This window comes from Cellulophaga sp. RHA_52 (genome assembly GCF_007827205.1).
Lineage (GTDB): Bacteria > Bacteroidota > Bacteroidia > Flavobacteriales > Flavobacteriaceae > Cellulophaga > Cellulophaga lytica.
Genome location: NZ_VIRZ01000001.1, coordinates 661,260 through 681,945 on the forward strand (window position 1 = coordinate 661,260; position 20,686 = coordinate 681,945).

The 20,686-nt window shown below is 32.2% G+C and carries 23 protein-coding genes; 11 read left to right on the plus strand and 12 right to left on the minus strand.

The features are described 5' to 3' along the window. Positions 1-14: 14 nt before the first annotated feature. Positions 15-365 carry a hypothetical protein gene (locus tag JM80_RS02900; protein ID WP_013621094.1) on the plus strand — a complete coding sequence of 117 codons (351 nt, stop codon included), beginning with the start codon at positions 15-17 and terminating at the stop codon, positions 363-365. Positions 366-438: 73 nt separating this feature from the next. Here JM80_RS02900 and JM80_RS02905 read toward each other — a convergent pair whose 3' ends face one another. Then, entirely contained in the window at positions 439-903 is a 465-nt protein-coding gene (locus JM80_RS02905; protein ID WP_013621093.1) for a CBS domain-containing protein, read from the minus strand. 120 nt (positions 904-1,023) lie between these two features. Between JM80_RS02905 and JM80_RS02910 the strand changes: the two genes are divergently transcribed. The 3 genes from JM80_RS02910 to JM80_RS02920 all read left to right on the plus strand — a co-directional run bounded on the left by JM80_RS02910 (position 1,024) and on the right by JM80_RS02920 (position 4,613). Continuing rightward, positions 1,024-3,303 carry a M28 family peptidase gene (locus JM80_RS02910; RefSeq protein WP_144709174.1) on the plus strand — a complete coding sequence of 760 codons (2,280 nt, stop codon included), beginning with the start codon at positions 1,024-1,026 and terminating at the stop codon, positions 3,301-3,303. Further along, entirely contained in the window at positions 3,300-4,103 is an 804-nt protein-coding gene (locus JM80_RS02915) for an NAD(P)H-binding protein (RefSeq protein WP_144709175.1), read from the plus strand. The genes JM80_RS02910 and JM80_RS02915 overlap by 4 nt, the downstream gene beginning before the upstream one ends. A gap of 129 nt (positions 4,104-4,232) precedes the next feature. Further along, positions 4,233-4,613 (plus strand): hypothetical protein, encoded by a 381-nt coding sequence (locus JM80_RS02920; protein WP_013621090.1) that lies wholly within the window; start codon positions 4,233-4,235, stop codon positions 4,611-4,613. A gap of 81 nt (positions 4,614-4,694) precedes the next feature. Here JM80_RS02920 and JM80_RS02925 read toward each other — a convergent pair whose 3' ends face one another. The 9 genes from JM80_RS02925 to JM80_RS02965 all read right to left on the minus strand — a co-directional run bounded on the left by JM80_RS02925 (position 4,695) and on the right by JM80_RS02965 (position 12,466). Continuing rightward, positions 4,695-5,621, minus strand: a complete 927-nt coding sequence (locus tag JM80_RS02925; protein WP_013621089.1) for a DUF3078 domain-containing protein — start codon at positions 5,619-5,621, stop codon at positions 4,695-4,697. A 71-nt stretch (positions 5,622-5,692) separates the two neighbouring features. Continuing rightward, on the minus strand, positions 5,693-6,205 hold the full coding sequence (locus JM80_RS02930) for a DUF2480 family protein (RefSeq protein WP_144709176.1): 513 nt from the start codon (positions 6,203-6,205) through the stop codon (positions 5,693-5,695). 37 nt (positions 6,206-6,242) lie between these two features. Next, a complete protein-coding gene (locus JM80_RS02935) occupies positions 6,243-6,566 on the minus strand; it encodes a DUF59 domain-containing protein (protein ID WP_013621087.1) in 324 nt (107 codons plus the stop codon). 24 nt (positions 6,567-6,590) lie between these two features. After that, positions 6,591-7,013 (minus strand): SufE family protein, encoded by a 423-nt coding sequence (locus JM80_RS02940; RefSeq protein ID WP_013621086.1) that lies wholly within the window; start codon positions 7,011-7,013, stop codon positions 6,591-6,593. A 99-nt stretch (positions 7,014-7,112) separates the two neighbouring features. Beyond that, positions 7,113-8,339 (minus strand): aminotransferase class V-fold PLP-dependent enzyme, encoded by a 1,227-nt coding sequence (locus tag JM80_RS02945; protein ID WP_144709177.1) that lies wholly within the window; start codon positions 8,337-8,339, stop codon positions 7,113-7,115. 28 nt (positions 8,340-8,367) lie between these two features. After that, positions 8,368-9,684 (minus strand): Fe-S cluster assembly protein SufD, encoded by a 1,317-nt coding sequence (gene sufD / locus JM80_RS02950; RefSeq protein ID WP_034647069.1) that lies wholly within the window; start codon positions 9,682-9,684, stop codon positions 8,368-8,370. Positions 9,685-9,759: 75 nt separating this feature from the next. Then, on the minus strand, positions 9,760-10,512 hold the full coding sequence (sufC, locus tag JM80_RS02955) for a Fe-S cluster assembly ATPase SufC (RefSeq protein WP_034647052.1): 753 nt from the start codon (positions 10,510-10,512) through the stop codon (positions 9,760-9,762). 100 nt (positions 10,513-10,612) lie between these two features. After that, the gene (sufB, locus tag JM80_RS02960; RefSeq protein ID WP_034647050.1) at positions 10,613-12,058 is read right to left on the minus strand and encodes a Fe-S cluster assembly protein SufB; all 1,446 of its coding nucleotides are present in this window, start codon (positions 12,056-12,058) and stop codon (positions 10,613-10,615) included. A 78-nt stretch (positions 12,059-12,136) separates the two neighbouring features. Next, on the minus strand, positions 12,137-12,466 hold the full coding sequence (locus JM80_RS02965; RefSeq protein ID WP_013621081.1) for an iron-sulfur cluster assembly accessory protein: 330 nt from the start codon (positions 12,464-12,466) through the stop codon (positions 12,137-12,139). A gap of 222 nt (positions 12,467-12,688) precedes the next feature. Here JM80_RS02965 and thiL point away from each other — a divergent pair, with 222 nt between their 5' ends. Beyond that, the gene (gene thiL / locus JM80_RS02970) at positions 12,689-13,741 is read left to right on the plus strand and encodes a thiamine-phosphate kinase (RefSeq protein WP_013621080.1); all 1,053 of its coding nucleotides are present in this window, start codon (positions 12,689-12,691) and stop codon (positions 13,739-13,741) included. Between the two features lie 2 nt (positions 13,742-13,743). Here thiL and JM80_RS02975 read toward each other — a convergent pair whose 3' ends face one another. Next, positions 13,744-13,998, minus strand: coding sequence for a hypothetical protein (locus JM80_RS02975; protein WP_013621079.1), 255 nt, complete (start codon positions 13,996-13,998; stop codon positions 13,744-13,746). 255 nt (positions 13,999-14,253) lie between these two features. On the opposite strand from JM80_RS02975, the gene brnQ reads away from it, so the two are divergent. The 4 genes from brnQ (at position 14,254) to JM80_RS02995 (ending at position 18,612) form a co-directional block, all read left to right on the plus strand. Continuing rightward, positions 14,254-15,534: a branched-chain amino acid transport system II carrier protein gene (gene brnQ, locus JM80_RS02980; protein ID WP_186439748.1), complete on the plus strand. Its 1,281-nt coding sequence runs from the start codon at positions 14,254-14,256 to the stop codon at positions 15,532-15,534. A gap of 112 nt (positions 15,535-15,646) precedes the next feature. Continuing rightward, positions 15,647-16,579: a lipopolysaccharide assembly protein LapB gene (locus tag JM80_RS02985; protein WP_141103740.1), complete on the plus strand. Its 933-nt coding sequence runs from the start codon at positions 15,647-15,649 to the stop codon at positions 16,577-16,579. A gap of 3 nt (positions 16,580-16,582) precedes the next feature. After that, positions 16,583-17,371: a DUF4292 domain-containing protein gene (locus JM80_RS02990; protein WP_013621076.1), complete on the plus strand. Its 789-nt coding sequence runs from the start codon at positions 16,583-16,585 to the stop codon at positions 17,369-17,371. 11 nt (positions 17,372-17,382) lie between these two features. Beyond that, the gene (locus JM80_RS02995; RefSeq protein ID WP_013621075.1) at positions 17,383-18,612 is read left to right on the plus strand and encodes a murein hydrolase activator EnvC; all 1,230 of its coding nucleotides are present in this window, start codon (positions 17,383-17,385) and stop codon (positions 18,610-18,612) included. Positions 18,613-18,637: 25 nt separating this feature from the next. Here JM80_RS02995 and JM80_RS03000 read toward each other — a convergent pair whose 3' ends face one another. Beyond that, positions 18,638-19,045: a hypothetical protein gene (locus tag JM80_RS03000; protein ID WP_144709179.1), complete on the minus strand. Its 408-nt coding sequence runs from the start codon at positions 19,043-19,045 to the stop codon at positions 18,638-18,640. Positions 19,046-19,126: 81 nt separating this feature from the next. Here JM80_RS03000 and JM80_RS03005 point away from each other — a divergent pair, with 81 nt between their 5' ends. Next, complete coding sequence (locus JM80_RS03005) at positions 19,127-20,020, plus strand: tyrosine-type recombinase/integrase (protein ID WP_144709180.1); 894 nt, start codon at positions 19,127-19,129, stop codon at positions 20,018-20,020. 71 nt (positions 20,021-20,091) lie between these two features. Continuing rightward, on the plus strand, positions 20,092-20,448 hold the full coding sequence (locus JM80_RS03010; protein ID WP_144709181.1) for a hypothetical protein: 357 nt from the start codon (positions 20,092-20,094) through the stop codon (positions 20,446-20,448). The last annotated feature ends 238 nt before the right edge of the window (positions 20,449-20,686 follow it).

Below are 20,686 nucleotides of genomic sequence, written 5' to 3' on the forward strand. Positions count from 1 at the left end.
AATTACATATAAATTTGGAGACTACTTGTTTAGAATGCGGAAAAAAACTGGTTGGTAGAGCAGATAAAAAGTTCTGTGAAGATTATTGCAGAAATGCCTACAACAATAAAATTAATAAAGACAGTAAAAACCTAATTAGAAACATAAACAATAGGCTGCGTAAAAACTATAGGGTTTTAGATAGTTTTACTTTAACCGAGGGAAAAACCAAAACTACACGTACTAGGCTTATAGACAAGGGGTTTGACTTTGAGTTTATAACAAACACCTACACCACCAAAAAAGGAACTACCTATTTTTTTGTATACGACCTTGGCTATTTACCCTTAGATAATGATTATTATATGATTGTGAAACGCGAGTAGCTCTACTCCTTAAACAAAAAATGGTTTCTGGGGACAGAAACCATTCATAAAAAAAGAGAAATCATAAGGTACGCTATTTATAATTTTGCCCATTTAACTTTAATGCTGCAATTACTACATCTTTTCTACTAATTTGTCCAACTAAAATATCATTTTTAAGTACAGGAAGTCTGCGCCTATTGTGCCTAACAAAAATACCAGCTGCATCAAAAATACTTATGTCTGGAGAAATAAACTCTACATCTCTAGTCATAAAATTTTCTACACTTTTGTTTAGTATTGGCTGGTTAAAGTAACGACTCTCCGAGATTTGTTTCATACAATCTGCCTCAGAAATAATACCTACTAAAAATCCGTTATTATCCAAAACCGGTCCACCAGAAATATTGTGCTTGGTAAACAGCTCCATTACTTCTAAAATAGATTGGTCTGGTTTAAACGTTATTAACTTTTTAGTCATATAATCTTCTACTAAAATTGGTGCTTCAAATTCCTTTTTAACGGTCTTCCGCACTCCTTGAAAGCTTTTTATTCCCATAATATTTGGTTTTAGGTTAATCTTAAACTTAGTGATTTTTAATGAATTATCTAAATAAATTGCGTTAAAAGCATCAAATTTGTATAATTTTAAGGTATCAATTTAGAAATACGTAACAAAATGAACAGAATAGCAAGAATTTTAACCTTAATACTTTTACTATTAGCAACTTACCTAAGTTTTGTTACTATAATGCCAACATATAAACAAGATGGTAATGCTTCTACAACATTTTTCTCTACAGATAGAGCACTAAAACACGTTGCTGAAATTGGTAAAAAACCACACGCAATTGGCTTTAAAGCCCACGCAGAGGTAAAAAATTATATAGTAGAAGAACTACAAAAATTAGGGTTAGAAACCACTGTACAAGAAGGCTACACTGCTGGCGATTGGGGTAATTTATCTTATGCAAGTAATATTTTAACAAAAATAAAAGGAGAAAATAATGGCAATGCCTTATTGTTACTGTCGCATTATGATAGCAATCCGCATTCTTCATTAGGCGCTAGTGATGCTGGTAGTGGCGTAGCTACTATTTTAGAAAGTGTACGCGCCTATTTACAGGAAAATAAAACACCCAAAAACGATATTATTATTTTACTTTCTGATGGAGAAGAACTTGGTTTAAATGGAGCTGAATTGTTTGTAAACAAACATCCGTGGGCAAAAGATGTTGGTTTGGTTTTAAATTTTGAAGCTCGTGGAAGCGGTGGACCTAGTTATATGCTTATTGAGACCAACCAAGGAAACAGCAGACTTATTGAAGAATTTACTGCTGCTAACCCAGAATATCCAGTTGCAAATTCTTTGGCTTATAGTATTTATAAAATGCTTCCTAATGATACCGATTTAACTGTTTTTAGAGAAGATGCAGATATACAAGGTTTTAATTTTGCTTTTATAGATGATCATTTTGACTACCATACCGAAAAAGATAATTATGAGCGCTTAGATAAAAAAACTTTGGCACACCAAGGAAGCTACTTAATGCCGTTGTTACAGCATTTTGCAAATGCAGACTTATCAACCTTAAAAACCAATGAAGACGCTATTTACTTTACCGTTCCTGTGTTTAAAACAGTGTCCTATCCTTTTAGCTGGATTTGGCCAATGTTTGCCATTGCTGTTCTACTATTTATAACACTACTTATATTAGGTTTTAAAAATAAGAAACTAGATGCCAAGGAAATTATTATTGGCTTTGCTCCGCTACTTACATCCTTACTTATTACGGGCGTAGTTGGCTATTTTAGTTATACAGTTTTAAAAATTATTTATCCGCAATACAATGATATTCTACACGGTTTTACATACAACGGTTATACCTATATAACTACTTTTACCCTAGTAGCACTTGCTGTATGCTTTTACGTTTACCATAAATTTAAAAAACTAAAAACACCAAATTTAGTAGTTGCGCCAATTTTTATATGGCTTGTAATTTCTGGTATGGCTGCAGTATTTTTAAAAGGCGCCAGTTACACAATAATACCTGTATTTGCTTTATTAGCTTCTTTTATGATTGTTAGCAACCAAAAAAAGCCAAATCCTTTTTTACTTTTCTTTTTAACCCTACCGCTATTAGCCATATTTGCACCTTTTGTAAAAATGTTTCCTGTTGGTCTTGGTTTAAAAATGTTGGTTGCAAGTACTGTTTTAACAACACTTTTATTTGTTGCTATTACGCCAATATTTGGCTTTTACAAACATAAAAACAGACTTGCTTTACTTTGTTTATTGTTAAGTTTAGGTGGTTTTGCAATGGCACATTTAAAGTCTAATTTTACAAAAGATAATGCCAAACCTAGTAGTTTACTTTATGTATTAGACGCTAACAGCAATACTGCTAAATGGGCTACTTATGACAGTTATTTAACAGAATGGACGGCACAATATGTAAACAATACAAAAACAAAACCACAGCAATTGGCTAGCAATACAATTAGCAGTAAATACAACTCTAACTTTACATACGTTACTAATGCTCCAATAAAAAATATACTTGTACCTAAAATTGAAAAAACAGTTGATACACTTATAAATAACCAAAGACATTTAAAAATTTGTATTACACCACAGCGTAAAGTAAACCGTTTAGATATTTATAAAAATAATGTAGCTTTAGCAAAAGCCACAGCAAACAGAGTACCATTACCAAATTACTCTTTATTAAATACTACAAATAAGTTTATAACCCATTACATTAGCAATAACAATTACACAGAAATTAGTTTAATTTTGGAGCCCAATGCACCTTTAGAACTTACTTTTTACGAGGCCTCTAATGATTTGCTAACCAACCAACATTTTAGCATACCTGCAAGACCTGTAAATGAAATACCAATGCCTTTTGTTTTAAACGATGCAATACTAATTACAAAAACAGTAAAATTTTGAAAAACAAAATAGCCGTATTTGGCTGCGGATGGCTGGGTTTACCTTTAGCCACTACATTGCAAAAGCAAGGATATAAAATTAATGGCAGTACTACTACTAAAGATAAATTAACACTATTAGAGCAACAATCTATAAATTCTTTTTTAGTTGATTTAAATGATGATGACTTTACAACACAATTAGATGCTTTTTTGAGCAATGTAGATGTGCTTATTATTAATATTCCACCAAGAATGAAAACTGGTGACGCAAGTAGTTACCTTACTAAAATGAAGCTAGTACATAAACATAGTAAACTAGCAAACGTTAAAAAAGTAATTTTTGTAAGTAGTACATCTGTATACGGAGATTTAAATGGTGAAATAACCGAAAAAACCACTCCTAAACCCCTAACAAGCGCTGCAAAGCAATTGGTTGCTATAGAACAGTTGTTTTTAAACGATACAGGCTTAAAAACAGCCATAATACGTTTTGGAGGCTTAATTGGTAATGGTAGACATCCTATTTTTCATTTGGCAAAAAAAGACGAAGTAAACAACGGCAATTACCCTATTAACTTGATAGATATTACAGACTGTATTTCAATTATAGGGCTAATAATAGAAAAAAACTATTGGAACGAGATTTTTAATGCAGTGTATCCTTACTACCCATCAAAAGAAGAATACTATACACAAATAGCTAATACTAAAGGACTTAAACCACCTGTATTTACACATAACAAAAGCAACTCCGGGAAGAAAGTTATTTCTTACAATTTGATTTCTGTTAAATTTTACAATTTTGTGACATCAGTTTAAGATACTTTCACAACACTTTTTTAATGTTTCACAACAAAGGCATAGACCAAGTGTTAATTATAAACGCTGATTAACAGGCTTTTGTAGATTATTTGGTAAATTAGAGGTATCAATTAATCAAAAAATATAATGAAAAATACAGATATTAAATCAAGGATAGAAAACAACATCTATAGTTTAATTTCTTCTACATGCTCACAAAGAATAGATGATAAATCTAGAGCTTTACACATAGCAATTATAAAAAAACATTACAACGCCACAGATGTAACTATAGACTACTTTAGAAAAAGGTTAGATATGGATTTGGTGATAGACGATACATTTTATGACCCTAATACCATAAATACTTACATACCTACTTTTAAAGCCAATTTTTATTATTTAGACTTACAAGATTTTTTAAAATCTTGTATTGAAAGAGATGACAGAAGTATTGCATTTTATGCTAGTTTATTACGCTCATTAAATTTTTTGGACGAACACCATAAACTACTTAAAACCGCTTGACAATTTACTTATATATAGAAAAGAAAAAAGACCGCAATTGCGGTCTTTTTTTATATTTTATAGTGTAGTAACTACAGTGTATTAAAATGCATAGTTTAAACCTAACATCCAAAACGATTGTAACTTATTGTCTACATCATCAAAAGACGTTGCTGTAGCAGGAGTTTGAGCTAAAGAGTAGTTTAAAGCTTCTTGTTTATTGCTTCTTAAGCCAAAGTCAAAACCAACACCAATCATTTTCCAAAGTGTGTACCCAAAAGAGTTTGTCCATGTTACGTTAGACAAGTCTGAGCTTTTATAGCTTTGAAACATTGATAAGTTAGACTTAAAGTTTACTGCACCAATTTTTTTAGTGTAATCTGCAACTATTTTAGCACCTAAAGACGACTCAAAAACAGCGTCGTTATCTGCAAACACAAAGTTGTAGTTTAATGGGTGTATTACCACTACTAGATCTTGTATTGGAGTCCACGTTGCACCAACACCTAAATCTAAGTAACCAGGGTTATTAAAGTTATTTAAAATAGTAGTTCTGTATTCTGCTAAACCAGAAATTGCAAATTTCTCTGATAATTTACGACCGTATAACGATGTTAGAGTAAAAACATCTGTAGTACCTTCAAACTTATCACTGTCGTTAGGGTTGTCCTTATCATCTAACTTTACCCAAGCAAGGTTTACGTTAGCAGAGTTTCTCCAGAAAAATTTATCTTGTTTAAGGTTAGCATAAGCATTAACAGTAAAACCAATATTACCAGAGTTGTTGTTAGGAGAACCTTGAGCGTACCAGTTATCAAAACTAGAAATAGTACCACCAATAGTACCAAAAGCACCCATTTTCCAACCTGGCATAGCGTCTAACTTAGCCTGTATAGCACCTATTCTTGCTTGTATAGCGGCAACAGAATCTTTTTTAACCGCTTGTTCTGCTTTTAATTCTTCTTCCGTTTGCGCAAAAGATACAGTTGCAACAAATAATAGTGCAGCTGTTAAAACAATTTTCTTCATTTTATAGTTTTTTTTTAATGGTTTAATGAAGCGCAAATGTAAGCATAGTTCTTTAAAATAAAAACCAACTTCTATTTTCTCTTGTATAGAGGCACAGAAGAACAGGCCTCTCCATACATGATACTTTTAGCGTAAGACTGCATTTTTGCTGTAGCCCATAAGTATGCATTTGGCGGCACTGGCTTGTTGCTACACCCCTTAATAATAACTGGTTTATCTTTATAAACAGAAAAATCTAAGTTAGCTATAATAGTCTGATAAACAGAAGAATACAACTCCTCTAGGTTTCCTTGTACTATATATTTTGCATGTGGTTGTAGCTGCGTAGTAATTAACATATATGCCCAACCAGGCACTATGGCATCTGTAGAGCAATACAATGCTACATAAGCATTATTATATTGCTCCCAATTGTGCTTTGCAATATGTTCTCTAAAATCTTTTTCTTTTAAAATAAAGCCTTCAAAAAGCCAATCTTTTATATCTAAAAGCACTTTTTCTTCCTTTGGAAAGTAATCTTCCAAATCAAAAGTAACAAGTTTAGAACTTGCCACCCTATTTATAATTTCATTAGGCTGTGCCATATAGTAAGATTTAAAAACCAGAAAATTTAGCTACTAATTACAAAAGTCCAAGCTCTAATTTAGCTTCTTCACTCATTAATTCTTGTGTCCAAGGCGGATCAAAAGTAATTTCTACCTCAGCACCTTTTACAAGGTCTAAAGATTTTACTTTTTCTTCTATCTCTACAGGTAAAGATTCTGCAACTGGGCAGTTAGGAGATGTTAATGTCATAAGTATTTTAACATCATTATCTTCATTTACGAAAACATCGTAAATTAAACCTAGTTCATATATATCTACAGGAATTTCTGGATCGTAAATAGTTTTTAAAACCTTTACTATATCTTCTCCTAATTGGTGTGTATCTACTGCTTCACTCATAACTTATATAATTGTTACTTGTTGTTATTTTAATTGCGTTTGGTATGCAATGGCGTACATTTTTATTTGCTTAATCATACTTACCAAACCATTTGCTCTTGTAGGAGACAAATGTTCTTTTAATCCAATTTCATCAATAAAACTGGTATCTGCATCAATAATATCTTTAGGGTGCTGCCCACTAAAAGCACGTATTAAAATAGCTATAATACCTTTTGTAATAATGGCATCACTATCTGCGGTAAAAGAAAGTTTATCTTCTTCTAAATCTGCATGTACCCAAACTTTACTTTGGCAACCTTTTATAATATTGTCATCGGTTTTGTATTGCTCATCTATTAAAGGTAATGACTTGCCAAGATCTATCATATATTCATAGCGTTGCATCCAGTCATCAAACATAGAAAACTCGTCTACTATTTCTTCTTGTATTTCTTTAATTGTCATAGTTCCTTTTTAATTTTACAAAAAGCCGAAGCGTTTATATTTAAAACAAAAATACGATAACAAAAGTGCTTATCAAATTAGCGTGTAGTAATTAACTTTTTATTGTAGCATTGCTACTGCTCTTTTTACACCAGCAACTAAAGTATCTACTTCTTCTTTTGTATTATAAAAGCTAAAGCTAGCCCTTACAGTACCTGGTATTCCGTAAAAATCCATTATTGGTTGCGCACAATGGTGGCCTGTACGTACTGCTATACCAAGTTTATCTAAAATAGATCCAATATCATATGGGTGAATGCTACCTACGTTAAAAGATATAACAGATGTTTTTTCTAATACTGTACCGTAAATTTTAAGTCCGTCTACCGTTAATAATTGCGTTGTTGCATACACTAGCAACTCATGCTCATAATCTGCAATAGCACTAAAACCAATAGCATTCATATAATCTAAAGCAGCACCAAAAGCTATACCACCGCAAATGTTGGGTGTACCAGCCTCAAACTTATGTGGCAAATCTGCGTAGGTTGTTTTATCAAAAGTAACCTCAGCAATCATTTCGCCACCACCTTGGTAAGGAGGTAGTTTATTTAACCACTCTTCTTTACCGTATAACATACCAGCCCCTGTTGGTCCGCACATTTTATGTGCAGATACAACATAAAAATCTACATCTAAAGCTTGCACGTCTGCTTTTATATGTGGTGCAGCTTGTGCGCCATCTATTAAAACAGCTGCACCAACATTGTGTGCTGCGTTTATAATTTCTTTTATAGGATTAACTGTCCCTAAAGCATTAGAAACGTGGTTACAAAAAACAAGTTTTGTTTTATTAGATAGTAACTCGTAATACGCGTCTAGTTCCAACTCGCCATTAAGGTTCATTGGTATTACTTTTAAAACCGCACCAGTACGCTCACATAGCATTTGCCAAGGAACTATATTAGAATGGTGTTCTAATGCAGATACAATAATTTCATCTCCCTTTTTTAATAGTGATGAAAAACCATTTGCAACAAGGTTAATACCGTGTGTTGTACCAGCAGTAAAAATTATTTCATGTGCATGCTTGGCATTAAAATGATGTTGTATTGTTGCTCTAGCTTGCTCATACTTATCTGTAGCTTCTTGAGAAAGTGTGTGCACACCTCTATGTATATTTGCATTGTAACCACTGTAATAGTCCACAATAACATCTAACACCTGTTTTGGCGTTTGTGATGTTGCTGCATTATCTAAATACACTAAAGGTTGCCCATTTACAGTTCTACTTAAAATAGGAAAATCTTTGCGTATTGTTTGAATATCTAGGGTTGTTTTCTGCATAATTTTTTAAGCTATCAGATTGTATTTTTTACAAGTCAAAACCTAAATTAACACCTAATTTATTAGCTATTAATTTATTAATTCTAACTTTTAATTCTGGTATACGTACGCTTTCTAATACGTTATTTGCAAAGGCATACATTAGTAATGCTCTTGCTTCTTTTTTAGGTATACCTCTAGACTGTAAGTAAAACAAAGCCTCTTCATCTAACTGGCCAATAGTACAACCATGAGAACATTTAACATCATCTGCAAAAATCTCTAATTGTGGCTTTGTGTTAATAGTAGCTTTATCACTTATTAATATGTTGTTATTTTGCTGAAAAGCATTTGTTTTCTGAGCAATTTTATCAACTATAATTTTACCGTTAAATACACCTGTAGCACTGTCTGCATAGATACCTTTATAATCTTGGTGACTCTCACAATTTGGCTCTATATGGTGTACTAATGTATGGTGATCTACGTGTTGCTTATCTCCAATAATTGTAATACCCTTCATTGTAGAATCTATACGCTCTCCGTTCTGATAAAAATTAAGGTTATTACGCATTAATTTACCTCCAAAAGAAAAAGTGTGCACTTTTACGTGGCTTCCATCTTTTTGATCTACATAAGTGTTATCTATAAGAGATGCAGAATCTACATCGTTTTGCACCTTATAATAATCTACAATTGCATTTTTTGCAGCAAAAATTTCTGTAACACAGTTTGTTAACACCTCATTACTAGTTAAACTCTGGTGACGCTCTATAATTTGCATTTCAGAATTTTCTTCGGCAATAATTAAGTTACGTGGTTGCAACATTAAAGCAGCATCATTACCTGTAGAGAAATGTATAATCTCTATTGGTTTTTTTGGCACTTTATTTTTTGGAATGTAAATGTATGCACCCTCTCTACTAAATGCAGTGTTTAATGTAGTTAAAGAGTCGTCTTTAGAAGCTACTTTATTAAAGTAAACATCTATAACAGCCTTATACATTGGTTTAGTTAATGCTGCACTCATTAAACAAATATCTACACCATCATGCGTAGTTTCAGACAAGTTAGAGCTATAAACACCATCTACAAATACTATTTTATAAGTATCTATTTGATGTATAAAGTATTTTTTAACATCCTTATACTCTAAAGAACTTTCTTTTTTAGGAAAGATGCTAAAATCTATTTTTTGTAAGCTGTTTAATGAGGTGTATTTCCAGGCTTCCTCTTTTTTAGAAGGAAAACCTTTAGTTTCAAAATTTTTAATAGCCTCTGTACGTACATCGTGCACAGGGTTGTGTACGTCTACGTTATTCTCGAACGCTAAAAATGAAGAAACTAATTTATCTTTTAAATCCATATTATTTAATATTGAGTAGTAAGTAGTAGCTAATGCACAAGTATTATGCATTAAAAGAATTAACTTATTACTTTTTTAAACTGCCGCTTCCTGCTTAATCCAATCGTATCCTTTTTCTTCTAACTCTAAAGCAAGTTCTTTAGTTCCAGATTTTACAATTTTACCATTGTAAAGTACGTGTACATAATCTGGCACTATATACTCTAACAAACGTTGGTAGTGTGTAATAACAACAATAGCGTTGTCTTTACTTTTTAGTTTGTTTACACCATTAGCTACAATACGTAAAGCATCAATATCTAAACCAGAATCTGTTTCATCTAAAATAGCAAGTTTAGGCTCTAACATTGCCATTTGAAAAATCTCATTACGTTTTTTTTCACCACCAGAAAAACCTTCGTTTAAAGAACGAGATAAGAATTTACGGTCTATCTCTAACAACTCAGATTTATCTCTAATAAGTTTAAGCATATCTTTAGCCGGCATATCTTCTAAACCTTTTGCCTTACGAGACTCATTAATAGCCGTTTTCATAAAGTTAGTTACAGAAACACCAGGAATTTCTACTGGGTATTGAAATGATAAGAAAACACCATTATGAGCTCTTTCTTCTGGAGAAAGATCTTCAATGTTTTCTTCATTTAAAAAGATATCTCCTGCTGTAACCTCGTAAGTTTCATTACCAGCTATAACAGAAGCCAATGTACTTTTACCAGAACCATTTGGTCCCATAATAGCATGTACCTCTCCAGGGCCAACCTCTAAATTAATTCCTTTTAGTATTTCTTTGCCATCAACATTGGCGTGTAAATCTTTAATTTTAAGCATTTTATCGCTACTTTAATGTTCTTTATTTTTCTTTTCTTTTTTTAGGGTATTTTTTTATCAATCTAAAAACACCCAGCGTTTCTTTATTAGAGAAACATGTTTAACCTACAGAGCCTTCTAAACTAATTTCTAATAGTTTTTGAGCTTCTACAGCAAATTCCATTGGCAACTTATTTAGTACTTCTTTACTAAAACCGTTTACTATTAATGCAATTGCTTTTTCTGTATCTATACCACGTTGGTTACAATAAAAAATTTGGTCTTCACCAATTTTACTTGTTGTAGCCTCATGCTCTATCATAGCCGATTTGTTTTTAGCCTCTATGTATGGGAACGTATGTGCACCACACTCATTCCCCATTAAAAGAGAATCGCACTGAGAAAAGTTACGTGCATTTTCTGCACGACTACTTACTTGTACTAAACCACGGTAACTATTTTGAGATTTACCTGCAGATATACCTTTAGAAATAATTGTACTCTTGGTGTTTTTACCTAGGTGAACCATTTTTGTACCAGTATCTGCTTGCTGGTAATTGTTTGTTACTGCAATAGAATAAAACTCTCCAATAGAGTTATCTCCTTTTAAAATACAAGAAGGATATTTCCATGTTACTGCAGAACCGGTTTCTACTTGTGTCCATGATACTTTTGCGTTTTTCTCGCATAAAGCTCTTTTTGTTACAAAATTATAAACACCACCTTTACCCTCTTTATTACCAGGGAACCAGTTTTGTACTGTAGAGTATTTAATTTCTGCGTCATCCATTGCAATTAACTCTACAACGGCTGCGTGTAATTGGTTTTCGTCTCTAGATGGCGCAGTACAGCCCTCTAAATAGCTTACATAACTCTCTTGGTCTGCTACAACCAAAGTACGCTCAAACTGACCCGTACCTGCTTGGTTAATTCTAAAGTAAGTAGAAAGCTCCATTGGGCAACGTACGCCTTTAGGAATGTAACAGAAAGACCCATCTGTAAATACAGCCGAATTTAATGCTGCATAAAAGTTATCTGTAGTTGGCACTACAGTACCTAAATACTTACGCACCAACTCTGGATGTTCTTGTATAGCTTCAGAAATTGGCATAAAAATAATACCTTTTTCTGCTAATGTTTTTTGAAAAGTAGTGGCAACAGAAACAGAATCTACAACAATATCTACTGCAACATTTTGCAATTTCTTTTGTTCGTCTATAGAAATACCTAGCTTTTTATACATTTCTAACAACTCCGGATCTACATCATCTAAAGTTTTATTAGGATCTGCTTTTTTAGGGGCAGAATAGTAACTTATTGCCTGAAAATCTGGTTTTTCATAATTAACATTTGCCCAATCTGGTTCTTCCATTTTTTCCCAAACACGGTATGCTTCTACACGCCAGTCTGTCATCCACTTAGGCTCATTTTTCTTTTTAGAAATAGCTACAACAATTTCTTCACTTAATCCTATAGGAAAAGTATCAGACTCTATATCGGTATAAAAACCATATTCATACTCTTTGGTTTCTAGCTCTTTCTTTAACTCTTCTTCTGTATATGCCATATCATCTTAATTTGCTAACAAAAGCATTATTTTATTAGCTAATTTTTAAATCTTTGCTTTTATATTTTTAATCATTGTTTATAACGAAAAACTTTCGCCACAACCACATGTTCTTTGTGCATTTGGATTATTAAACACAAAACCTTTTCCGTTTAATCCTCCAGAATACTCTAAAGTAGTTCCTACTAGATATAAAAAACTTTTTTTATCTACCACAATTCGTACCGCATTATCTTCAAAAACCTTGTCTGTTTCTGTTGTAGTTTTATCAAAATCTAATTCGTAAGATAAACCACTACATCCGCCGCTTTTAACACCAACACGTACAAAATCTTTTTCAGCATTAAAACCACTTTCTGTCATTAAATCTATGACTCTCTTCTTTGCTGTTTCTGAGACTTTTATCATACTAATCTTAATTTAAATTAGACCTAAGCTCAAATTTCTTTTGGTTTAGTTCTAAACAATTCACAAATATAGTGTATAAGTAGGGTTTTACCATACATCCTAACATTATTATAACGAATGATAACATAAGATTTCTCTATTTACCAAAAAAGTTAATCTATATTAAGATTCTTTTATGTGTAAAAAACACATTTTGTATAATATCCTTATTATTTTTGCAGTATGTTAGACGATAAAAATCCAAAGAGAACATCTCTTGAACAATTAGGCGAATTTGGTTTAATTAACCACCTTACTAAAGATTTTACTTTACAGCACAAATCTAGTATTAAAGGTATTGGTGATGATGCTGCTGTTATAGATTTTAAAGATAAGAAGACTGTAATTTCTACAGATTTACTGATTGAAGGCGTACATTTTGATCTTAGCTACGTACCTCTTAAACATTTGGGATACAAGGCTGTAATGGTAAACCTGTCTGACATTTATGCGATGAATGCTACCGCAACACAAATTACGGTTTCTATAGCGGTATCTAACAGGTTTCCGTTAGAGGCTTTAGAAGAATTGTATAGTGGTATTGCACTTGCTGCAAAAACATATAATGTAGATTTAGTTGGTGGTGATACTACCTCATCTACAAAAGGAATGCTTATTAGTATTACTGCTATAGGCCAAGCTAATGAAGAAGACTTGGTTTACAGAAATGGTGCTAAACCTAACGATTTGCTTGTTGTTACAGGAGATTTGGGTGCTGCTTATATGGGACTACAAGTTTTAGAGCGCGAAAAAGAGGTTTTTAAAGTAAACCCCAACAACAATCCAGACCTATCTATGTACACCTATATTGTAGAACGACAATTAAAACCAGAAGCTCGTAAAGATATTGTGCCTTTACTTAACGCTTTAGAGGTTAAGCCAACTTCTATGATTGATGTTAGTGATGGTTTATCTTCAGAAATTTTACATTTATGCGAGCAAAGTAATGTAGGTTGTAATTTGTATGAAGACAAAATACCGTTAGACCCAACTGTTATTAGCTCTTGTGAAGAGTTTAAAGTAAACAGCACAACTGTTGCCTTAGGCGGTGGTGAAGATTATGAACTGCTTTTTACTATAGACCAAAAAGAATTCCCAAAAATAAAAGGGAATCCTAACTTAACTGTCGTAGGGCATATGACAGATAAGAATGAAGGTGTTCACTTAATTTCCAGGAATAATACTAAAATTCCGATAACCGCGCAGGGCTGGAACTCTTTATCTGAAGAACAATAACACTAGGCCGCGTGTTGCGGTGCGTGTTGGTGTTTTTTCTTGTATACTTTTTGTAATGTGTTGTTAATGTCTTCTAACTCTGGTGTTAGTGCAGACAAATTACCTGTTACATCTGTAGTAACTTGTTTTTTACAGTGTATACACTCGTACTCATTTATATGCGAAGTTACTTTTTTTGTTACTGCATAATAATGACCAAAAATTCCACAACATAACGCGTTAAAAACTGAACTAGAAGTGGCTAAAAATTTTTTCATAGCTTGTAGGATTTAAACAATGTTTGGTGGGGACCAGGCACTGATATTTATATTATTTTTTTATGATGATTGTTAACCGTTAATTACCATCATTTTTTAATTAACGCTCTGATGTTAAAAATATTGAGTCTTTGTTAATTTTTTTTAACAAAAAACAATTTTTTCGATGAAATACATAAAATTTTATGAACAACTAGCCGTTTGTCGATAATTTAGAATACACTATCTTTCCCTTTTTAATACAATATGTACCCAATGAATAATACCAAAGAAACTCTAGTATCTGCTTTTGCATTGTTTTCGCTCTTTTTTGGTGCCGGAAACTTAATTCTTCCTCCCTTTATAGGGTTTAACTCTGGAGAATTATGGTGGGTAATGGCCATAGGTTTTTGCTTATCTGCAATACTAATACCAATACTAGGCATTTTTGCCCATGCAAAACTACAAGGCACTATTTTTGACTTTGGCAAAAAGGTTTCTAACACTTTTAGCTTGGTGTTTTCTATATTAATTTACTGTATTGCAGTAGCACTACCCTCTCCCAGAACAGCATCGGTAACGCATGAAATTGGTATTGCTCCTTTTTTTAACATACCATCTATATACACCAGTGTAGTTTATTTTGGTTTGGTTTTAGTATTTGCACTTAACAGATCTAAAATTTTAAATATACTAGGTAAGTTTTTAACTCCTGCAATACTCTTAATTTTACTTGCCATTATAGGCATTTGTGTATTTAGTTTTGATTTTACCTTTGGAGCATCAACCGTAAAAAGCCCATTTACAGATGGTATATTAGAAGGCTACCAAACTTTTGATGCTATTGCAGCTGTTGTTGTGGGTGGCGTATTAATTATCTCCATTAACCTAAAAAATAAAGACATATCTTATACAGACCGTAAAACACTAATAAGAAACGCTGGTATTTTTGCCGGTCTAGGTTTACTATTTGTTTACGGAGGTTTAATTTTAACTGGTGCATTAATGCATTCTAACTTTAACGCAGATATTAACCGTACAGATTTACTAAACGGAATTAGCAGAACTCTTTTAGGCAATGAAGGAAACAAATTTTTAAGTATTTTGGTAAGTTTAGCTTGTTTTACTACAGCTATTGGTATTGTTACTGGTACTGCAGATTTTATAAAAGGCAGGTTTAACAACTCTAACAAAGCGTACACAATTACAGCTATTATAAGCTGCGTACTGGGTATTGTTATGGGCCAATTTAATGTAGACTATATAATTGTTGTTGCCATACCCGCTTTAATGTTTATTTACCCAATTACTATAATTTTAATAGTGCTTAATGTTTTACCAGATAAATATACAGCACCAAAAGTATTTAAGGCAGTAGTATGTACCACCATTTTATTTAGCGTTCCAGATTTTTTAAACAGTATTGGCATTACTAGCGTTGCAAAATTTACAGCAGCATATTTACCTTTAAGCACATATAGTTTAGCTTGGGTACTACCAGCGACTATTGCATTAGTTATAGGAAATTTAAGCTCTGGAAAAGCCACAACGGTATAATTTTTGACTAATATAAAAACTGATACACATTTGGTTACCATACCATTTGTTTTTTTAATAATTTTACAAGCGTATGAGCTGTATTTGTAACCACTTATTAAAAAAATGCTTATTGCTATCAATATTGATTGCAAGTTTTGGCTATGCCCAAGAAATAGAAAATAGTGCAGATGTTTTTTTAGAAGAATATTCTGATGATTTTCAGGAGGCTTTTTTTGAAGGGTTAAAACAAAAAGGAATAGAAAACTATGACCGTGCTGTAAACAGTTTTTTAGTATGCCAAAAAATAGAACCTAAAAATGCAGCAGTAGCTAATGAACTTGCTAAAGCATACCTAAAAAGCAAACAATATAGCTTAGCACAAGAACAGGCCGAAATTGCTTTAAATGAAGACCCAAATAATATGTGGTATTTAGAGAGCCTATATATTTCTTTAAAAAAACAATATAAAAACGTTAGTAATTTAAAGGAAATTGTACCTTATAGTAATTACCAATTAAAAGAAAACTTAGCCCACTTACTGTATTTAAAACAGAACTACAACGAGGCTAAAAATGTACTTGTAGAACTAAATGATGGCGCTTTTAAAGAAGATTTAAGTGCAAAGTTACAAGCTGCAATAGACCACAGAAAAGCAAATACCAATAGTTTTACGTTTACAAGCACTACAGTTACCAATACTCCAACAAAAAAAACCACAGCTAGGCAAACTACTAGCAACAGCAGTAATTCTGCCTTTAATTACAAAAGCAGACTAAAGTTTACCCTAAAGCAAAAGAACTATGTTTTTTTAGAAACCACAGCAAAAGAAGCGCTAGAAGCTTATCCTTCTCAGCCATATTTTTACTATGCTTTAGGAACTGCTTATAACGGCAGAAAAAAACACAGAGCAGCTATAGAAACTTTAAAAATGGGTTTAGATTATGTTTTAGATGATATACGCCTTGCAGATAATTTTTACAGGGAAATTGCCGCTGCATATACCGCAATGGGCAACCCAGCAAAAGCAAATATGTACTTGGCTAAAGTAAAATTTAAAAAATAAAAAATGATAAAAAAGCTTCAAACAACACCCAAAATACTTTTAACACTTATTGTTGTGTTGTTTTTTGTCTCTTGCAAGTCTAAAAAAGTTATTGCAGAAGGCACATCAACCTTAAAAAAACTAAACACAAAAACTGTGGTAAAGAACCACTATGCAAATACCTTAGATTTTAAAACGCTACGCGGAAGACTAAAAATAGACTATACAGATGGTACAGATACGCAAGGCTATACTGTTAGTTTTAGAATGGAAAAAGACAAAGCAATATGGATAAGCGCAACACTTGGTGTTGTTAAAGCCTACATTACACCAACAAGAGTTAGTTTTTACAACAGATTACAAAACGAGTATTTTGATGGAGATTTTACATACTTAAGCAATTTACTAGGCACAGAGTTAGATTATAACAAGGTTCAGAATTTATTATTAGGCCAAGCTTTATTTGATTTACGTAAAGAAAAATACAATACCGTAGAACTAAACAACCAATACCAATTGGCTCCTAAAAAAGCAAATAACCTTTTTAAAACATTACTACAAATAGAACCTAACAATTACAAGGTTGCAGGTATGCAACTGTCTCAGCCCTTAAAAAATAGAGTTTTAAACGTACAGTATAAAAACTACCAAGTAGTAGACAAAAAATTAGTGCCAAATATTATAGATATTTACGTAAAAGACCAAGATAAAACAGATACTATTGCACTTACTTTTAAAAACATAGAGCTTAATAAAAGTTTTAGCTTTCCTTATAAAATACCAAACGGTTTTAAAGAAATTGTTTTAGAATAACACTACTATTTATGCGCCACATTACGTTTTTTACATTATTTTTTTCTCTGCTATGCGGAAGTTTTTTGGCTGCACAAACCAACCAACAAATAGCATTAGAAAAAAAGCGCGCACAGTTACAAAAAGATATTAGAGCTATAAACCGACTTTTATATGCTGAAACTAAAGAAAAAGGTAATGTTTTAGAACAAGTAGAGAGTTTAGAGCAAAAAATAAATGCACAACAACAGCTTGTACGTATTACCAACCAACAAAGTAATTTACTTAACAGACAAATAAATGCTAATGTGCGCAACATTGGCACATTAAAAAAGGATTTGCTTACCTTAAAGGAAGATTATGCTGAAATGATACAAAAATCGTATCAAAACAAATCGCAACAAAGTAGGTTGCTATTTTTACTGTCTTCCGAAAATTTTTTACAAGCCTACAAGCGCTTACAATACATAAAACAATATACAAATTACAGACAAGAACAAGGAAAATCTATAATTGCTAAAACAGATACGCTAAAATTAAAAAACCAAGATTTAATAGATCAGCGTAAATTAAAAGAGCAATTGCTTAAAGAAAACCTAGCTACTAAAAAAGAATTAGAAAAGGAGAAAAAAGCTAAAGACGCACTTTTAAGAACAATTAAAAAAAATGAAAGCAAATACACTGCTAGTATTAATAAGAAAAAATCTGAAGCACGTAAAATAGATCAGCAAATAGAAAAACTTATACGCTCTGCCATTGTTGCTACAAATAAAAAAACAACTGGCAAAACCACTACAAAAACTAGCAGTACAAAATTTGTATTAACACCAGAAGCTAAAATTGTTGCCAACAATTTTACTGCAAATAAAGGCAAGCTTATTTGGCCCGTTGCAAAAGGCTTTAAAAGTAAAGGATTTGGCGTATACAAAGATGCCGTTTACCCAGGTATTAAACACCAAAATAATGGTGTAATTATAGCTACAGACAAGGGCTCTAAAGCACGCTCTATTTTTGAAGGTGAAGTTATTGCTGTACTTGCTGTACCAGGAGGCAATAAAGGTGTACAAATAAAACACGGTAATTATATAACTACCTATTACAACCTATCTACCACTTATGTAAAAAAAGGCGATAAGGTTACTGCAAAACAAGAGATAGGAGAGGTTGCTACAAATAAATTTAGCGGACAAACTTTACTTAAGTTTTACTTATATAAAAACGTTAGTAAGTTAAACCCAGAAGAATGGATATACCAGTTGTAATACCAGTTTAATAACTGCACACAAATTACTTTTCAATTTTAATACTCCAAGGACTGTATGTTAATTTATCCATATAATCTTGTTTTTGTATTATTAGCATTTTATCTATGCCCTTTTCCTTTATTGGCAAATATCCGTACTCATAACAAAAAAAATAAGTTCCTGTTTTAAACGGATATATTTGCGTAAACAAATCTACCCTATAACCAAGTTGCTCTAAAACCTCCTTTTTAACTGTACCTTTTCCGCTTGGACAAAAATGCGCTAACAAGCTTCTGTTTTTTCTTAACGCACTATTTATCTTTTGTATACTTATTTCATGTAACGGTCTGTTTGTATTGTGGTACGTACTTCTGCATTCTGTATCACAAAACTTTTTATCGGACCTACCCACAAGCTCTTTATTACAGGATAAACAAAATTTCATTTTCATAAAAGTATCATTAGACGTTTATACACGTATATAAACGCTTAAATATAAGCTTTTTAACTCTATTTTATTCATTTTTACACAATGAAACCCAATACAATAGCTACACAATTACTAAAGACTGAAGAAACAAAACCAGATTATGCGCTGGCTATGTCGTTAATGCATCAGAAATTATTGTTAAAAAACTACAGCAAAAACACTACTAAAACTTATATGCATATGTTTAAGCAGTTTTTAACATATATGTATCCTATGCCTTTACACCAGGTTTCTACTGCTCATATTATGTATTACCACAAAGAATTAGTTACTAAGCAAAACGTATCTGCATCATACCAAAACCAAAGTATTAACGCTATTAAATTTTATATTGAAAAAGTATTAAACTTACCCAAAGTACAATATGATTTTTGTAGACCTAGAAAAGCTAAAAAACTACCTAAAGTACTGTCTTTACAAGAGGTAGCTGACATTATAACGGTCACAAATAACATAAAGCATAAAACCATTTTAAAGATGATATATGGTTGCGGATTAAGAATATCTGAATGCGTAAACCTTAAAGTAGAAGACATAGACTCTAACAATATGCGTGTATGGGTAAGAAACGCAAAAGGTAACAAGGACAGAATTACGTTATTATCACCTACTATGTTAGCGCAATTACGTGCATATTATATAGTATACAAACCTAAAAAGTGGTTGTTTGAGGGCGCAGATGGAAAGCAGTATAGTGCCTCTAGCATACGACAGGTATTTAACAGATCTAAAAATAAGGCTAGAGTACATATGCCCGCAACAGTGCACACCTTAAGGCATTCTTTTGCTACACATTTATTAGACGCAGGCACCAATTTAAGGTACATACAAAAATTATTGGGGCACAACAGCTCTAAAACTACAGAAATTTACACCCATGTTAGTACTACTAATCTTATAAATATTACAAGCCCTTTAGATATGTTACCTAAATAATATATATTTGAAAGAGAAATAAACGCAATAAACTGCGTTTACTAACTAGTTAGCTTTAATTGTTCCGAAAAATGAAAATCGTAACCGAAAAAATAAATAGCGAACCAAATCATTCCATATCGAAAAAGGATGTGAAAGCGATTATCGAAATTATTCCTGATGATTGGATTGGAATTGCTCACATTTTTTCAATTTCTTCTCAACTCTTTGAAAATTCGAATTGGGACAGACCAGTTATTCAGAATAACACGACATTTAAAATATTATCACGCGGAATTCACCGAAACGAAATAATAAAAGAATTACTAATTGAATTGGCTATTAGACCAACCAAAACGTATCCACCGAAAGGACATTCTTTGACAAAATCACAACGGAAAAAATTAGAGGAATTGATAATGCCATATTATAATAAATTGACTGAATAAAACGGAATTATCACTCAAGCGGAATTTGAGCAAGTTTGCGGAATTGAAAATCGGAATAATAATAAAACGTGTTCACTCAAATGTGTCACAACTAAAAGCTAACAATGTATAAAAATAATGCTAAATTAGTTGCTTAATCAAAGGTTAGTACGCTTTTGTTACGTCTGATTTTCCTTCGGAAAATCCTCGCACACAAAACCGCACTATTCTTATACGTAACCGTTGGGCACAATATCTG

Coding starts and splice junctions, on each gene's coding strand:
- JM80_RS02905 (WP_013621093.1), bottom strand. CDS start 903: ATGGGAATAAAAAGCTTTCAAGGAGTGCGGAAGACCGTTAAAAAGGAA.
- JM80_RS02910 (WP_144709174.1), top strand. CDS start 1,024: ATGAACAGAATAGCAAGAATTTTAACCTTAATACTTTTACTATTAGCA.
- JM80_RS02920 (WP_013621090.1), top strand. CDS start 4,233: ATGAAAAATACAGATATTAAATCAAGGATAGAAAACAACATCTATAGT.
- JM80_RS02925 (WP_013621089.1), bottom strand. CDS start 5,621: ATGAAGAAAATTGTTTTAACAGCTGCACTATTATTTGTTGCAACTGTA.
- JM80_RS02930 (WP_144709176.1), bottom strand. CDS start 6,205: ATGGCACAGCCTAATGAAATTATAAATAGGGTGGCAAGTTCTAAACTT.
- JM80_RS02935 (WP_013621087.1), bottom strand. CDS start 6,566: ATGAGTGAAGCAGTAGATACACACCAATTAGGAGAAGATATAGTAAAG.
- JM80_RS02940 (WP_013621086.1), bottom strand. CDS start 7,013: ATGACAATTAAAGAAATACAAGAAGAAATAGTAGACGAGTTTTCTATG.
- JM80_RS02945 (WP_144709177.1), bottom strand. CDS start 8,339: ATGCAGAAAACAACCCTAGATATTCAAACAATACGCAAAGATTTTCCT.
- sufD (WP_034647069.1), bottom strand. CDS start 9,684: ATGGATTTAAAAGATAAATTAGTTTCTTCATTTTTAGCGTTCGAGAAT.
- sufC (WP_034647052.1), bottom strand. CDS start 10,512: ATGCTTAAAATTAAAGATTTACACGCCAATGTTGATGGCAAAGAAATA.
- sufB (WP_034647050.1), bottom strand. CDS start 12,058: ATGGCATATACAGAAGAAGAGTTAAAGAAAGAGCTAGAAACCAAAGAG.
- JM80_RS02965 (WP_013621081.1), bottom strand. CDS start 12,466: ATGATAAAAGTCTCAGAAACAGCAAAGAAGAGAGTCATAGATTTAATG.
- thiL (WP_013621080.1), top strand. CDS start 12,689: ATGTTAGACGATAAAAATCCAAAGAGAACATCTCTTGAACAATTAGGC.
- JM80_RS02975 (WP_013621079.1), bottom strand. CDS start 13,998: ATGAAAAAATTTTTAGCCACTTCTAGTTCAGTTTTTAACGCGTTATGT.
- brnQ (WP_186439748.1), top strand. CDS start 14,254: ATGAATAATACCAAAGAAACTCTAGTATCTGCTTTTGCATTGTTTTCG.
- JM80_RS02990 (WP_013621076.1), top strand. CDS start 16,583: ATGATAAAAAAGCTTCAAACAACACCCAAAATACTTTTAACACTTATT.
- JM80_RS02995 (WP_013621075.1), top strand. CDS start 17,383: ATGCGCCACATTACGTTTTTTACATTATTTTTTTCTCTGCTATGCGGA.
- JM80_RS03000 (WP_144709179.1), bottom strand. CDS start 19,045: ATGAAAATGAAATTTTGTTTATCCTGTAATAAAGAGCTTGTGGGTAGG.
- JM80_RS03005 (WP_144709180.1), top strand. CDS start 19,127: ATGAAACCCAATACAATAGCTACACAATTACTAAAGACTGAAGAAACA.
- JM80_RS03010 (WP_144709181.1), top strand. CDS start 20,092: ATGAAAATCGTAACCGAAAAAATAAATAGCGAACCAAATCATTCCATA.